Raw genomic sequence first — 13,729 nt, 5'->3', positions numbered from 1 at the left:
CCTCCGGGGCCCGTCCCCAGGAGTGGGACGGGCCCCGAAAGCGTTGTCCGGCCCCGGTCAGCCACAACCGCCGGCGTGCCCCTCGTCGAGGCTGTATATCTCGGCGGGCCTGTTGAACTCCTGCCCCTGCGCGACGAGTTCGTTCAGTGAATCCACATACTGGGCGAGCAGCTCGGCCCACGGAGCGGGCGTGGCGCTGAGCAGTCCCTCGGTGCTCCTCGACGCCTCTACCTCGATGTCCTCCAGAACTTCCAGCGGATGCTGCACCTGGACAGGGGAGTTGGGGCCTTCACGCATGGTGCCTCCTCTGTTCGCGGAACGGGCCTTCCCGAGGCCTCGCAATCACAGAGTCGGGCGATCTTCCGGAGGAATTTCTGCGTGTTTCTCTCGTCTCCCGAAGAGGGTTCCTCATGGCGCGGTACAGAAATCCGCAAGGTCGCCGGGGTGGAGCGGCGGCTGCGGCTTTGCATGAAGCTGCCACATCCCCGTGGCCTCCGAGGAGTTGCGCCTAGGGTGGCCCGCGACCTACCGAGGGAGCGGTTTCATGGCAGTACTGGCCGACGGCGCGTTCAACGACCTGTCCCTCGTCCTTCTCGTCGCCCTGACCGCCGTGATCCTGCTCGGCCCCCTCGCCTTCGGCGTCTCCACCGCCTCGCGGCGGCTCCTGGGCATCAGGGTCGGCCCCTTGCGCGCGTTCGGCGCGGGGCTGGTGGGCATCGCGGCCCTCGCGGCGTACGGCCGGCTGACGCGGAACAGCGAGAAGGACCTGGGCGCGCTCTCCACCATGCAGATCCCGCTGGTGCTGTTCGCCGCGATGGCGGCTCTGGTGGTTCTGGAGGTGTTCCTTCCGCACGGCAGCTGGGCCCGGCCGCTGCACCTGGTGCGCGGCCTCGGCGACCGCGTGCGCCGGGCCCGTCGCTACTCCCGGATCAGCCGCATCTTCGTGAAGCACGGTCTGGGCCGGGTGCTGCGCGGTCGGAGCGCCTGGCACCGGGCGATGCAGCCCGGACCGTACGGCGAGCAGTGCGCGGCCTCGGCGAGGATGGCGCTGGAGGAGTGCGGGGGCGCGTTCGTCAAGCTCGGCCAGGTGCTCTCCACCCGGCGGGATCTGCTGCCCGCGCACTTCATCGACGAGCTGAGCCGGCTGCAGAGCGATGTGCCCCCGGCGCCCTGGCCCGAGGTCGAGGCCGTGCTGCGCAAGCAGTTGGGGAAGCCGGTCTCCGAGGTCTTCGACTGGATCGAGCACAAGCCCCTGGCGGCCGCCTCCATCGCCCAGGTGCACCGGGCCCAGCTGAGCGGCGGCCCCACGGTCGCCGTCAAGATCCAGCGGCCCGGCATCCGGGAGGCCGTCGAGCGGGACCTGGACATCGTGCTCTCCATCAGCCGCGGTCTGCAGAGCTGGCTGCGCTCGGCGCAGGGGCTCGGCCTGCGCGAACTGGGCGACGGATTCGCCGAGTCCGTACGGGAGGAGCTCGACTTCCGCATCGAGGCGCGCAACTCGTCCACCGTGGCCAAGGTGACCGGCGGCTACGAGGCCGACGCGCCCGTGCGCATCCCCCGGGTGCACTACGCGTTCACCTCGGACCGGGTCCTGGTGCAGGAGTGGCTGGAGGGCGTCACCTTCGACCGGGCGGGGGCGGCCGCCGACAAGGCCGGCTTCGACCGGGAGGCGCTGGCCCGCACGGCGATCGGCTCGATACTCGACCAGATCCTCCGGGTGGGCGTCTTCCACGCCGACCCGCACCCCGGGAACCTGCTGCTGCTGGACGACGGGCACATCGGTCTCATCGACTTCGGTTCGGTCGGACGCATCGACCCGTCGGTGCAGATCTCCATCCAGGAACTCCTGGTGGCGGTGGGCCGAGGCGATCCCGCCGGGCTCCACGACGCGGTGATCAGCCTGCTCGGCACCCGTGCCACGACGCACGAGGAGCTGATACCGGACCAGTTGCTGCTGGAGCGTGAGCTGGGGCGCTTCATGGCACGTCACCTGGGTCCCGCGGCCCAGCCCGACACGGAGATGTTCACCGCGCTGTTCCGCATGTTCGCGCGGTTCGGCCTCGCGGTGCCGCCCGAGGTGGCGGCGGTGTTCCGGGCGCTCGCCACCATCGAGGGGACCCTCACCCGCCTCGCCCCGGGATTCAACATCCTGGACGAGGCACGGGGGTTCGCCCTCGGGCTGCTGTCCGACCGGCTCGGCTACGGGAAGCCGAAGGGGGAAGGCGGGAAGGGCGGCCCGGGAGGGATCTTCGCCACCGTGGCGCATGCGGCGACCCAGGAGCTGCTGTCGGTGCTCCCGATGCTGCGGAGGCTGCCGCGGCGGGCCGAGCGCATCAGCGCCTCACTGGAGGAGGGGCGGCTCGGGATCCGGGTCCGGGTCCTCGCGGACGAACGGGAGCGCCGGTTCGTCTCCGGGCTGATCCATCAGGTGATGGTGACGCTGCTGGCGGCCTGCACCGGTCTGATGGGGGTGCTGCTGATGGTCTTCGGCACCGGCCGGGGGCCGAGGGTGTCGAGCCAGCTGGAGCTGTATCCGCTCATCGGCTACCACGTGCTCGCGGTCAGCGCGATCCTCACGCTCAGGGTGCTCTACACGGCGATGCGCCGGAGACCGTGACCCGGCGCATCGCCGGGTCCCTGTCTCCGGCGCTCCCGTCGGGTCAGGGGCGCAGGATGACCGGCAGCGCCTCCAACGGGCGGACCACCACGTTCTGCTGGTAGCGCAGCCGGGACGGGTCGACCGCGAGCCGGGCCGCCGGGAAGCGCTCGAAGAGCCGACGGGCGGAGACCTCCGTGATGACCTTCGCCAGGTGGGCGCCGGAGCAGTAGTGGATGCCGAAGCCGAAGCTGAGGTGGGCGGGCTTGACCCGGTCATCAGGGCGAAGCCGGTGGAGAGGATCTCGGTGCTGGTGAGGCGGTTCTCCGGGGCGGCGTGGATCAGCGCGGAGAGCAGGTCCTCGCCCGGCTCGCGTTCCTTGCGGGCGATCAGGGCGGCCATATAGGGAGGTCGTCGGCGATCCGCTCCACCTTCGGCCGCAGGGCCTCGGCCCGGCGCGGGGTGAAGGCGAAACTGATGGCCCGGCGCAGCGGGGTGTGCCGGGGCGGCTCCAGGTTGGCGAGGTGGTTCGCCTCCTCGGGCGGGGGCGTCAGCGCGCGCCCCGTGCGCTCGGACATCAGGCGGTAGTGCACATGGACGTCACGGCTGAGGCGGGGGTCGGCGAGGGCCGCCTTCGCCTCCTCGTACCGGGTCACCACCCAGGCCCGTCCGCCGTCCGGGAAGGACAGCTCGCGTACCGGGCCCTCGCGCCGCACGTGTTCGAGCACGGGATAGGGGTTCTGGGTGAACTCGTTGGTGAGCATCCAGTACTTGGAAAGGGTCTGTGTGCCGCTCATGCCCGTCCTCCGTGCGGTGACGCCGGGAGCGCTTCATCCGGTCGGCACGTTAGGCGGGCTCTGCCGTTCGGCACATGCCTGGTTTCAAGAGTTCGATCTGTGCTCGGATCGCCGCATCGCGGCAAGGATCATCTATGCCGTTCGGGAGATGTGGCCCTGTCCGGGCGACTCCTAGGCTCCTTGGCAACCGCCGGACACGGTGCACAGTGCTCCGGTCATGGACTGTCCGAATCAACCCGTGTGGGGAGTGTGAGTCATGACCGTGACCATTCCGACGATGACCAAGCGTCAGACCGTGGCGCGAGCTGTCGGTGTGACGAAGCTGTACGGCAAGGGAGAGGCACAGGTCGCCGCACTGCGCGGGGTGGACGTCGAGTTCGCCGCCGGTGAGTTCACCGCCATCATGGGGCCCTCCGGTTCCGGCAAGTCCACGCTCCTGCACACGCTGGCGGGTCTGGACACGCTGACGGAGGGCGAGGTCTTCATCGGCGACGCCCGGGTCAGCGACATGTCCGACAAAGAGCTGACGCTGCTGCGCCGCACCCGGATCGGCTTCATCTTCCAGCAGTTCAACCTGCTCCCGACGCTGACGGCCCAGGAGAACATCCTGCTGCCGCTGTCGATAGCGGGGCGCAAGCCGTCCAAGGACTGGTTCGACCGGGTGGTCGACACGGTGGGCCTCGCCGACCGGCTGGGCCACCGCCCCACCGAGCTCTCCGGCGGACAGCAGCAGCGTGTCGCCTGCGCCCGGGCCCTGGTCTCCCAGCCCGAGGTCATCTTCGCCGACGAGCCGACCGGCAACCTGGACTCCGTATCCGGCACCGAGGTGCTCGAATTCCTCCGGGACTCGGTGCGTTCGCTCGGCCAGACGGTGGTCATGGTGACGCACGACCCGCGTGCCGCGTCGTACTCGGACCGGGTCGTCTTCCTGGCCGACGGCCGCGTCGTAACCGAGCTGACCGAGCCGACCGCGGACGCGGTCATCGACACGATGCGCTCGCTCGACCGCGGGACCGGGGCCGCGTGATGCTGACCTTCACTCTCAAGAGCCTGCTGTCCCGGAAGCTGCGGCTGGTCCTGTCGGGCCTCGCGGTCGTCCTGGCTGTCATGTTCGTTTCCGGTTCCATGATCATCCAGGACACCCTGAAGCGCTCCATCGACGCCCAGTTCACCGGCGCCTACGCCGACATCGACCTGCACGCGGCGCTGAAGCCCGCGGTGGAGGCCGAGGGCGAGACGCCGGTGGTTCCCCCGGTGGACGCCGCGGCGGTCGAGCGGGCCTCCCAGGTCGACGGCGTCGCCGAGGCGCGCGGGCTGGTGCTCGCCGAGGGCGCGCGGGCCGTCGGCAAGGACGGCAAGGTGGTGCCCGGCACGGGCGGCCCCCGCTACGGCGAGAGCTGGCGCGGTGAGAGCGGGCTGATCAAGCTCCGCTCGGGCCACGGACCGCGCGCGGCCGACGAGGTGGCCGTCAACGCCGGCCTCGCCGAGAAGGCCGGGATCAAGGTCGGCGACCGGGTCGGCGTGCTGACGAACGAGCCCCGGCAGACGTTCGTGGTGGCCGGAGTCTTCGGCTACTCCGGAGACCGGGACTCCATCGGCGGCGAGCAGACGGTGGCCTTCACCGATCCGGTCGCGCAGCGGCTCATGCTGGGCCGGGCCGGCAGCTTCTCCGGCATCAAGGTCACGCTCGCGGACGGCGCCGCCGCCGGCACCGTACAGGCGGCGCTCGGCAAGCAGCTCGGCGGCGGCTACGACGTGCTGACCGGCAATGAGCTGGCCAAGAAGGCCTCCGACAAGTCCCGCGGCATGATGGACATGATAGGCAAGCTGCTCCTCGGCTTCGCCGGTGTCGCGGTGCTCGTCGGCGTCTTCCTGATCGTCAACACCTTCTCGATCATCATCGCCCAGCGGATGCGCGAACTGGCCCTGCTGAGGGCCCTGGGCGCCAGCCGCAAGCAGATGATCAACTCCGTGCTCGTGGAGTCGTTCGTGGTCGGCCTCGTCTCGTCGGTCCTGGGACTGGCCGCCGGGGTGGGCATCGGGGCCCTCGGGGCCGACATGATCGCCTCGTCCACCGGCGGGATCCAGGTCGCCGGGCTCGGCCTGCCCACCGGAGCGGTGGTCACCTCGTTCGCCGTGGGCATCCTCGTGACGATGCTGTCCTCGCTCTTCCCCGCCGTACGGGCCTCCAAGGTCGCCCCCATCGCGGTGATCCGCGCCGCCGCCGTACCGCAGGGCAGGCACCGGGGACAGACCTGGACCGGTTCGATCATGCTCGGCCTCGGCTCCCTGCTCCTGGCCATCGGGCTCTTCGGGTCCGGCGGAGCCTCGATGATCATCCCTGGTGTGCTGCTGGCCTTCGTCGGCGTCTCCCTGCTCACCCCGCTGTTCAGCAAGCCGTCCGTTCAGGTGCTCGGCGCGCTGTTCGCCCGCTCGACGCCGGGAGCGCTCGGCCGCAGCAACTCGGCCCGCAACCCGCGCCGTACGGCCATCACCGCTTCGGCGATGATGATCGGCGTGGCGCTGGTCACGGCCATCAGCACCGTGGCCGTCTCGGCCGAGAACAGCGTCGCCGGCGACATCAAGCGGGACCTCAAGGCCGAGCTGGTGGCCCTGGGCGAAGGGGGTTCGGCGTCCTCCGCCTCGATCGCTCCGGAGGCCCTGGCCAGGATCGCCGAGGTGCCCGGGGTGCGAAAGGTCGCCGCCGCCACCATGGACACGGCGGAGATCGGCAAGGAGATCCAGCCGGTCGCCTCCTGGCAGGACTGGGCGAACGCCCGCGAGGTGCTCGGTCTGAAGGAGGTGGACGGGAGCATCGAGACCCTGCCCGCCGGGGCCGTGCTCGTGAACGAGAGCACGGCGAAGAGCCGAGAGGCGAAGGTCGGCGACCGTATCGAGGTCCAGCTGCAGCGCGGTGACACCCACACCTACCGGGTGGCCGGGGTCTTCGCCGACTCGACCCTGTCGAACGGGATGGTCGTGCCCTGGGCGGACGCCGAGGCGGGTTTCCGTTCCAAGCAGCCCTCGCAGGCGTACTTCCAGCTGGCGGGCGGGGCGGACGAGAGCCAGGTCCGGTCGCAGATCGAGACCCAGCTCAAGGACAGCCCCGAAGTCACCGTGCAGACCCGCGCCGATGTGATCGAGACCTTCAGCGGCGGGTTCGCCATGCTGCTCACCATCGTGCAGGCGCTGCTCGGGGTGGCCATGCTCATCGCGGTCCTCGGCATCGTGAACACGCTGGCCCTGTCGGTCCTGGAACGCACCAGGGAGATGGGCACGCTGCGGGCCATCGGCCTCAGCCGCGGCCAGACCATGCGCATGATCATGACCGAGTCGGTGGTGATCTCGCTCTTCGGTGCGCTGCTCGGCATCGTGGTGGGCGGGGCGCTCGGCCTCGCGGTGGCCCGCGGGATGGAAGGCCAGGGCGTCAACCAACTGTTCCTGCCCTGGGGGCAGATGCTCGCCTACCTGGTGGGCGCGGCCGTGGTCGGGGTCATCGCCTCGATCGCCCCGGCCCGGCGCGGCGCACGACTGAACGTCCTCGCGGCCATCAGCCACAGCTGACCGGACGCACCCCTGCTCCGAAGGCGTCCTCCGATCCCCCGGGAGGGCGCCTTCGGTCTGCACCGGGTCCGGCCGGACTTTGCCGGTGCAGCTTCCTGCACCCTCCATTGCCCTCGTCCCCCGGTGGGCTGAAAGTGGACAGCAATTCCAGTGGATTCCGGGAGCCGAACACCGGACTCGCTGGCAATCGCTTGTGCTCCATCGAGAGACAGGGGGAACTTGATGCATGAGCGTGAGTTCCGGGCGTTTGTGTTCGTGGCCGAGATCGGGCGTATGGATCAGGCGGCGAAGGCACTCGGATATTCGCAGCCGGCTATCAGCTATCAGATCAAGTGTCTGGAACAGATGATGGGCGCCAAACTCTTCACCCGCGACTCCACCGGGGCGCGGCTCACCAGGGAGGGACGCATGATCCTGCCGTCCGCCCGCGCCGTGCTCGCTCTGATCGACAGCATGAAAGGGGTCTGCGCGCCGGTGTGACCCGAGCCGCTCCGGACCCGGCTCCAGGCGGTCCGGAGCCGGGCGCCCCGCCGACGGGCTCAGGCCCGCCGGGCCCGGGGTCTCTCGTCCGGATCACGAAGGCCAGGGCCTGTGAGCGCACCTGCGGCGGCGTTGTCGGGCACCGGACGAAAGCCCTTACTCCCCGAGGCCGTTGCCCCAGATCCAGGCGGCGATGCCGACCCGATTGCGGACGTCCAGCTTGCGCTGGACGTTGGCGACATGCGTCTTGGCCGTACCGGCCGAGATGAAGAGCTCGGCCCCGATCTCCGCGTTGGTCATCCCCTTGGCGACCAGCCGGGCGATCTCCGTCTCCCGGCTCGTCAGCGCGTCCAGCGGCTGGGCTGTCTTCGGCCGGCCGGCGTCCCGGTGGTGCTGCAGCAGGCTGACGGTGAGCGAGGGGCTGATCAGCGTGTCGCCCGCCATCGCGGCGCGCACCGCCTCCACCAGCAGCGTCGGCCCCGAGCGCTTCAGCAGGAAGCCGCAGGCACCGTTGCGCAGCGCGGTGTGGACGTACTCGTCGAGTCCGAAGGTCGTTACCACCACCACCCGCATCGGGTTCTCGGCATCGGGCCCGGCGAGCCGCCGCGTGACCTCCAGGCCGTCCAGGCGCGGCATGCGGATGTCGGCGAGCACGACGTCCGGGTTCAGTCTCGCGGCGAGTTCGACGGCCTGGAGACCGTCGGACGCCTCGCCGACCACCTCCATGTCGGGCTGGGAATCCAGGATGAGGCGGAATCCGACGCGTACGGATTCCTGGTCGTCTGCGAGGAGTATGTGAATGGTCACGATCGGTACCGTAGTTCGAGTTCGCCCCGTGCAGCCACCGGAACCGTATGCGAATTGTTTCTGCGGACCACGGCCGGGATCGAGCCGCTGGAAGCATCGGGCCGGTAGGAACTTCAGCGCCGCTGGGCGGTGCTTTCCCCCTTTTCTTTGGAGCGGTGACCGGGCATGGCTCACACCAGGAGAATCAGGGCGGTCGCGGCGGCCGGGGCGACGGCACTGTCGTTCACGCTGCTCGGCGGGGTTTCCCGGCCTCGGCCGGGACCACGGCGAGGGGTGACGCGACCCGCGTGCCGCTGCTGCCCGCCCCGGCCGGCGCCGGTGAGCGGCCGGCCTGGCCCGCCGGGACGTTCGGCACGACGGCCCCGGTCAAGGGCGCCGCACGGGCGGCGGCGACGGGACCGGCCGACGGGGCGGTGCTGAGCCGCGTCCGGCCGGAGCTGGTCGCCGACCGCCGTGCGGGGAGGGCCCGTTACGAGTTCGTGGTGGCGACCGGCGACACCCCCCGCACCGGTCAGATCACCTCCTCGGGCTGGGTCTCCTCGCCCCGCTGGCAGGTTCCTGCAGGAGTCCTGAAGGACGGCGGCAGGTACACCTGGACCGTGCGGACCAAGGACTCCTCCGGCCGGGTCGGCGAGGACGCCGCCGCCCGCGGATTCCCGGTGAACCAGCGGCTCGGGGCGCAGCCGGAGGGCGGCCCGGCCCCCACGGACGCACTCGGCCCGGTCACGGTGAACCTGGCCACCGGCAACGCGACCGCCTCTGTCGACACGGCCCAGGCGTCCACCGGCGCCGGCCCCCTGGGCGCGCCCTTCACGTACAACTCCCAGGCTTTGTCCGCGTCTTCGGGCCTCACCGGCTCGTACTACGCGGGCGACTCGGCTGCCGGGATCGGCGCGGAGGGGAAGCCCGGAGCCGTACGCGCCGACGCCCGCGTCGACTTCCGCTGGGGCGGCGAGCGCGTGCTGCCCGACACGGAGCCGGACGCCGCGTTCCGGGTCGCGTGGACGGGCCGGCTCACCGTGCCCGCCGACGGGACGTACCGGCTCGGCGGCGCCTACGACGGGGGCCTCAGGATCCTGGTCGACGGCAAGCCGCTCCTCGACGACTGGAAGGGCGCCGAAGCTTCGGGCGACCGCCCGGCCTACGGTCGCCCGGTCAGGCTGGAGTCCGGCCGCTCGTACGCCGTCGAGGTCGAGCACCGACGCCCGGCGAACGGCCGGCAGGTCGGGCTGTGGGCCTCCCGGGCGGGGCGGAGCGCGCCCGTCGGCGCGGGCGCCACCCAACTCCACTATCGCAAAGGAGGGTTGAGCCGGTTCGTCAACCCCGGCGCCGAGACCACCGACTTCGGCTACACGTCCGGCGATCTGCTGGCGGCCGTACGGCCGCCGCTGGTCATGGACTGGATCGCGGCGGGCGCGGGACGCGACCCAGCACCGTTCCCCGGGGCACCGCGAGGCTCACGCCGTCGAGTGCTCGTGTGGCTCCGAACGGCTACGTCACGTCGGAGACTTCGATCATCATCGTGTCCATGAAATGCCCTTCCCTCGTCACCGGAAGCCCACCACCGGCCGCCGGGCGTATTCAGGGAAGACCGAAAGGGATTGCGCGGGGCGTCGCCTGCAGGCGTAACGTAGCGGTGGCGACGGGAATTCAGGAGGGTCGATCAGAACTCTGAAAGTGGCATGGTGGAAACCCGCGAAAAGGGGAGTGCTCTCAGCCCACCGGCAGGACCGCGGTGACCCGCCAGCCGTGCTCCCCGTGCAGGCCGAACTCCAGGGTCCCGCCGAGCGCCCGGACACGTTCGGCGAGCCCTTCCAGGCCGCTGGCCCCGTGTCGTCCCCGGTCGCCGAAGTGCCCGCCGCCCGCCGCGCTGATGGAGGGAGAGCCGTTGGTCACGGACACGGTGAGCGCCGGCTCCAGGCGTTCGGGGCCGGGCGTCACGGACACGGTCACCCACGGCGTGGTGCCGGCGTGCCGCCGTACGTTGGTCAGCGCCTCCACCACCACCCGGTGGGCGGTGCTCGCCACTTCGCGGGGGACCCGGCCGACGTGCTCGGACGACCGATCGATGTCCAGGCGCACTTCGGTCCGGCCGGACGCGCGGAACCGGTCCACGACGTCCACGATGTCCTCCAGCCCGTAGGCCACCGGCTGTGACTCGTCCGTCGCGCCCCGGCCGGCCGGGGTCGTTCCTTCGGAGGATCTGAGCATGTGGATGGTGCGGTCCATGGAGCCGAGGGCCTGGTGGCCGGAGGCCTCGATCTGCTGGAGGAGCGGCAGAACCTTCTCCGGCTGGTCCGCGCCGATCACCTGCGCCGCCTGTGCCAGCACGACGATGCCCGACACGTCGTGGGCCACGAAGTCATGCAGATCGGCCGCCAGTTGGAGGCGCTGGCTGCGGCGGGCCTCGTGAACCGCCCGGATCCGGCGGGTTTCCAGGGTACGCAGACCGCCGCCCGTGGCGGCCGCGGCGATGGCGCCGAGCGCGAAGAACGCGCTCTGGGCGGCGGCTTCCAGCGCGGTCGGAGGGATCTGGAGGCGCAGGAGCGCCGTCGAGGCCAGGACCCCGAGCACGGTGCAGAGCGCGAAGGCCTGCCGGGTCCCGGCGTACCGGGCGACCAGGCAGACGAGCAGGAGAAGCCCGCCGATCTCCACCAGGGTGGCCACGCCGGTCGCCTGCTCCGGGGCCGGCGGATCCCCGAACAGGGTGCCGAGGGAGGAGCTCACGGCCACCACGACGGCGGCCGCCGGGATGACCCGCTCCCGGGTGTGCAGTGAGGCCACGGCGAGCGCGCCCAGCACCGCGATCATCATGGGCAGGACCGCGCGCCAGCCGGCGGAGGGGCCCGCCAGCAGACCGGCCGGTACCACGCAGAGCGCCAGGACCGCGCAGACCGGGCCGACGGCACGCTCGTGGAGGCGGCTCTGGATGCGGTTCCCCGTGTTCGTCCCCATTCCCGCGATTCTACGCACCCGTCGGATTCTCCCTTTTCTGTCAGCTTGGTGAAGCCGGAAGCGGGAACGGGGCGGGGAAGCGTGCGATCGGATCTCCCTGTTGACAGCTAGTTGCCACCGGGAAGTCGGGGACGATTCCGCGGCGGAATCATCCCTGGGGCATGCCGTGGGAACAACGTCGATGACGGTCCGTTCGGGGGGCGATATGTCTGGTGAGGGCGAGCCCGAACTGGAACGGCTGCTGCCGGAATGGCATTTCAGGGAAATTCATCGTGTTCCGGTCCCCGGCGCCGCCGCCGAGGTCATGGAGGCCGCGCACGCGACGACATGGTCCGAGGCCCCGACCGCCCGGACCCTGGTCGCGATCACCGGGGCGGACGTCTCGGGCCGGGGGCTCATCGTCTCCGGGTTCCTGAGCGGCATGGGAGAGGTACTGCCCACCGGGGACGAGGAGTTCCTGCTCGCCGCGGTGCAGGGCAATGGGCGACACCCCCGGCCCGACGGCAGCGTCGTGGACATCGTGACCGGCTGCGATCAGCCGGGCATCCTCAAGGTCGGGATGAACGTCCGGCACACGGCGGGCGTGCTCACCACGGAGACCCGGATCCTCGTCACGGACGAACGTACCCGGCGCCGGTTCCTGCCCTACTGGCTGCTCATCAGGTTCGGCAGCAGGCTGACCCGTACGTCCATGCTCAGGGCGATCCGGGCCCGGGTGCTGCGTGAGGCGGCCTCCGCCTGACCTCCGCCTGTGACCTCCGCCTGACCTCCGGCGCAGGCGTCAGGACGACCTGCTCGGTGCTCCGCCCGGCTTCACCGGGTGGAGCACGCTCATGTGCCCGGGCAGCCGGCTCCACACCTCGGGCGTGTAGAAGTGCCCGCCCGGCAGGAGAGTCGCCTCGAACGGGCCCGTGGTCAGACGCCGCCAGCGCTCCAGGTCCTCCTCGTCCACGTCGTCGTCCTCGCCGCGGAGCAGCTGGAGCGGCACGCCGACCAGCTCCCCGGGCCGGTACCGGTAGGCCTCGACGGCCTGGAGGTCCGCGCGGAGGACCTCCACCGCCATCCGTCGCAGCTCCGGCTCGTCCCGTACCGCGTCGGCGACCTGACCGACCGTGAACATCCAGTCGAGCAACTCCTCGTCGGTGTTCCGTGTGTGGGGCGGCTCGTCCCGGTCGCCCGGGTGGTCCGGGGGGCCCGCGGCCGAGACGACCAGCCCCCGCGGCGGGGCGATCCCGGCGCGCGCGGCGCGCACCGCCAGATCGAAGGCGACCCACGCACCCATGCTGTGGCCCGCCAGTACGTAGGGGCGGGCGGCGATCCCGGCGAGTGCGGCCAGTGCCCCGCCGACCAGTTGCTCCCAGGTCCGTGCGAACGGGACGCTGTAGCACCCCTCGCGCCCGGGATAGCAGTACAGGACCAGTTCGGTGTCCTCGGGCAGGGCGTCGGCCCACGCGCGGAAGGGCGCCGTACCGCCTCCGCAGAAGCTGAGACAGAACAGGGTGCGCTCCGCCTGCGGCCGGGGCAGCGGCCGGAACAGTGGCCCGGGCACGGTGAGTCCTCTCGACGGCCGTCGGTGTCACCGGGAATGTACCGGCGCCCGGCCGGTCCGCCGTCCCGGGGCCAACAAATCTTCGATCCTCCGGCGTGACGCTCGGCTACGGAAGGTGGCGGGAGAGTGACCGGGGTGCCGGAGAGCCGGCTTCCGAAGGCCGCGACCGTTCGTTTTCCCGGCGCTTCCGGCACGGCGGAGGAGTGGCCGAAAGCTGCGCAACGCAATATTCAATTCTTCTCAATGCAAAGTCTCGAACGCGTGGCCGAAGTGGTCGCCGGAAGCTCTTGTTAGGTCGATTCTCCGAAGCCTAGGGTCGACTCGAATTCGGTGACAGCGCCAGGAAGAGGAGAGCTCCATGGCCAATCCGTTCGAGGACGACAATGCCGAGTACTACGTGCTCGTGAACGACGAGGGGCAGTATTCGATCTGGCCCGTGTTCGCCACAATTCCGGGGGGATGGACGACCGTGCACGGTGCGGCCGCCCGTCAGGAGTGCCTCGACCACGTGAATGAGAACTGGACCGACATGCGTCCGCGCAGTCTCGCCGAAGCCATGGCGTCCCAGCCCGCCTGACGTCACAGCCCGTACCGAACGAGCCTCATTTCCTGCTCAGCAGTTCCGCGGTCCACATTCCTGTGCCGGCCTTGCGGTGACCGAACCATCCCGGAGGAAAGAAATCATGCCGACCATCACCAGCGACCGTCGTGCCGCGATCAAGGAAATCGTCTGCGATATCCTGGAACTCGAAGAGGGCGACGTGAGCGAGACCAGCCTCTTCATCGACGATCACGGCGCCGACTCCCTGCGGGCCATCGAGATCCTGGCCTCCTTGGAGAAGGAGTTCGGCATCACCATCGACCAGTCCGAGCTCGCCCAGATGATCAACCTGGAGGCGGTCTACAAGGTGGTCGCCGAGGCGCCCGCCCGCTGACCGCTCCCACTCTCTCGACCTCACGTCTGAAGGACTGAAGGGGAAT

General features: G+C 70.6%; 13 protein-coding genes. 8 read left to right on the top strand and 5 right to left on the bottom strand.

Annotated features, from left to right (window positions below):
* Positions 1 to 57 precede the first annotated feature (57 nt).
* Positions 58 to 297, bottom strand: coding sequence for a DUF6269 family protein (locus ACIQRW_RS32075; protein WP_403767038.1), 240 nt, complete (start codon positions 295 to 297; stop codon positions 58 to 60).
* 247 nt (positions 298 to 544) lie between these two features.
* Here ACIQRW_RS32075 and ACIQRW_RS32070 point away from each other — a divergent pair, with 247 nt between their 5' ends.
* Positions 545 to 2,617, top strand: a complete 2,073-nt coding sequence (locus tag ACIQRW_RS32070; RefSeq protein WP_403767036.1) for an ABC1 kinase family protein — start codon at positions 545 to 547, stop codon at positions 2,615 to 2,617.
* A gap of 368 nt (positions 2,618 to 2,985) precedes the next feature.
* On the opposite strand, the gene ACIQRW_RS32065 is transcribed toward ACIQRW_RS32070, so the two are convergent.
* A complete protein-coding gene (locus ACIQRW_RS32065; protein WP_403767033.1) occupies positions 2,986 to 3,393 on the bottom strand; it encodes a hypothetical protein in 408 nt (135 codons plus the stop codon).
* A gap of 256 nt (positions 3,394 to 3,649) precedes the next feature.
* Here ACIQRW_RS32065 and ACIQRW_RS32060 point away from each other — a divergent pair, with 256 nt between their 5' ends.
* From ACIQRW_RS32060 to ACIQRW_RS32050, 3 genes are all read left to right on the top strand, one after another.
* Positions 3,650 to 4,420, top strand: coding sequence for an ABC transporter ATP-binding protein (locus ACIQRW_RS32060; protein ID WP_403767031.1), 771 nt, complete (start codon positions 3,650 to 3,652; stop codon positions 4,418 to 4,420).
* Positions 4,420 to 6,957, top strand: a complete 2,538-nt coding sequence (locus ACIQRW_RS32055) for an ABC transporter permease (RefSeq protein ID WP_403767028.1) — start codon at positions 4,420 to 4,422, stop codon at positions 6,955 to 6,957. The genes ACIQRW_RS32060 and ACIQRW_RS32055 overlap by 1 nt, the downstream gene beginning before the upstream one ends.
* A gap of 222 nt (positions 6,958 to 7,179) precedes the next feature.
* Positions 7,180 to 7,437, top strand: coding sequence for a LysR family transcriptional regulator (locus tag ACIQRW_RS32050; RefSeq protein WP_003967392.1), 258 nt, complete (start codon positions 7,180 to 7,182; stop codon positions 7,435 to 7,437).
* Positions 7,438 to 7,593: 156 nt separating this feature from the next.
* Here the strand turns inward: ACIQRW_RS32050 and ACIQRW_RS32045 are convergent, their stop codons facing one another.
* A complete protein-coding gene (locus ACIQRW_RS32045; protein ID WP_403767025.1) occupies positions 7,594 to 8,244 on the bottom strand; it encodes a response regulator in 651 nt (216 codons plus the stop codon).
* Positions 8,245 to 8,531: 287 nt separating this feature from the next.
* On the opposite strand from ACIQRW_RS32045, the gene ACIQRW_RS32040 reads away from it, so the two are divergent.
* Positions 8,532 to 9,776, top strand: a complete 1,245-nt coding sequence (locus ACIQRW_RS32040) for a PA14 domain-containing protein (RefSeq protein ID WP_403767022.1) — start codon at positions 8,532 to 8,534, stop codon at positions 9,774 to 9,776.
* 181 nt (positions 9,777 to 9,957) lie between these two features.
* Here the strand turns inward: ACIQRW_RS32040 and ACIQRW_RS32035 are convergent, their stop codons facing one another.
* Complete coding sequence (locus tag ACIQRW_RS32035) at positions 9,958 to 11,199, bottom strand: sensor histidine kinase (RefSeq protein WP_403767019.1); 1,242 nt, start codon at positions 11,197 to 11,199, stop codon at positions 9,958 to 9,960.
* 205 nt (positions 11,200 to 11,404) lie between these two features.
* Between ACIQRW_RS32035 and ACIQRW_RS32030 the strand changes: the two genes are divergently transcribed.
* Entirely contained in the window at positions 11,405 to 11,941 is a 537-nt protein-coding gene (locus ACIQRW_RS32030) for a hypothetical protein (RefSeq protein WP_403767016.1), read from the top strand.
* A 39-nt stretch (positions 11,942 to 11,980) separates the two neighbouring features.
* Here the strand turns inward: ACIQRW_RS32030 and ACIQRW_RS32025 are convergent, their stop codons facing one another.
* Positions 11,981 to 12,748, bottom strand: coding sequence for a thioesterase II family protein (locus ACIQRW_RS32025; RefSeq protein WP_403767014.1), 768 nt, complete (start codon positions 12,746 to 12,748; stop codon positions 11,981 to 11,983).
* 358 nt (positions 12,749 to 13,106) lie between these two features.
* Here ACIQRW_RS32025 and ACIQRW_RS32020 point away from each other — a divergent pair, with 358 nt between their 5' ends.
* Positions 13,107 to 13,325, top strand: a complete 219-nt coding sequence (locus ACIQRW_RS32020) for an MbtH family protein (RefSeq protein ID WP_403767011.1) — start codon at positions 13,107 to 13,109, stop codon at positions 13,323 to 13,325.
* 106 nt (positions 13,326 to 13,431) lie between these two features.
* On the top strand, positions 13,432 to 13,683 hold the full coding sequence (locus tag ACIQRW_RS32015; protein ID WP_403767008.1) for an acyl carrier protein: 252 nt from the start codon (positions 13,432 to 13,434) through the stop codon (positions 13,681 to 13,683).
* Positions 13,684 to 13,729: the final 46 nt, after the last annotated feature.

It is taken from the genome of Streptomyces sp. NPDC091287 (genome assembly GCF_044768525.1).
Taxonomy (GTDB): Bacteria; Actinomycetota; Actinomycetes; order Streptomycetales; family Streptomycetaceae; genus Streptomyces.
This window is presented reverse-complemented; position numbering and strand designations above follow the sequence as displayed.

What these genes read in the sequence shown, in the direction of transcription:
- ACIQRW_RS32075 (WP_403767038.1), bottom strand. Translation starts at nt 297, where the DNA reads ATGCGTGAAGGCCCCAACTCCCCTGTCCAGGTGCAGCATCCGCTGGAA.
- ACIQRW_RS32070 (WP_403767036.1), top strand. Translation starts at nt 545, where the DNA reads ATGGCAGTACTGGCCGACGGCGCGTTCAACGACCTGTCCCTCGTCCTT.
- ACIQRW_RS32065 (WP_403767033.1), bottom strand. Translation starts at nt 3,393, where the DNA reads ATGAGCGGCACACAGACCCTTTCCAAGTACTGGATGCTCACCAACGAG.
- ACIQRW_RS32060 (WP_403767031.1), top strand. Translation starts at nt 3,650, where the DNA reads ATGACCGTGACCATTCCGACGATGACCAAGCGTCAGACCGTGGCGCGA.
- ACIQRW_RS32055 (WP_403767028.1), top strand. Translation starts at nt 4,420, where the DNA reads ATGCTGACCTTCACTCTCAAGAGCCTGCTGTCCCGGAAGCTGCGGCTG.
- ACIQRW_RS32050 (WP_003967392.1), top strand. Translation starts at nt 7,180, where the DNA reads ATGCATGAGCGTGAGTTCCGGGCGTTTGTGTTCGTGGCCGAGATCGGG.
- ACIQRW_RS32035 (WP_403767019.1), bottom strand. Translation starts at nt 11,199, where the DNA reads ATGGGGACGAACACGGGGAACCGCATCCAGAGCCGCCTCCACGAGCGT.
- ACIQRW_RS32030 (WP_403767016.1), top strand. Translation starts at nt 11,405, where the DNA reads ATGTCTGGTGAGGGCGAGCCCGAACTGGAACGGCTGCTGCCGGAATGG.
- ACIQRW_RS32020 (WP_403767011.1), top strand. Translation starts at nt 13,107, where the DNA reads ATGGCCAATCCGTTCGAGGACGACAATGCCGAGTACTACGTGCTCGTG.
- ACIQRW_RS32015 (WP_403767008.1), top strand. Translation starts at nt 13,432, where the DNA reads ATGCCGACCATCACCAGCGACCGTCGTGCCGCGATCAAGGAAATCGTC.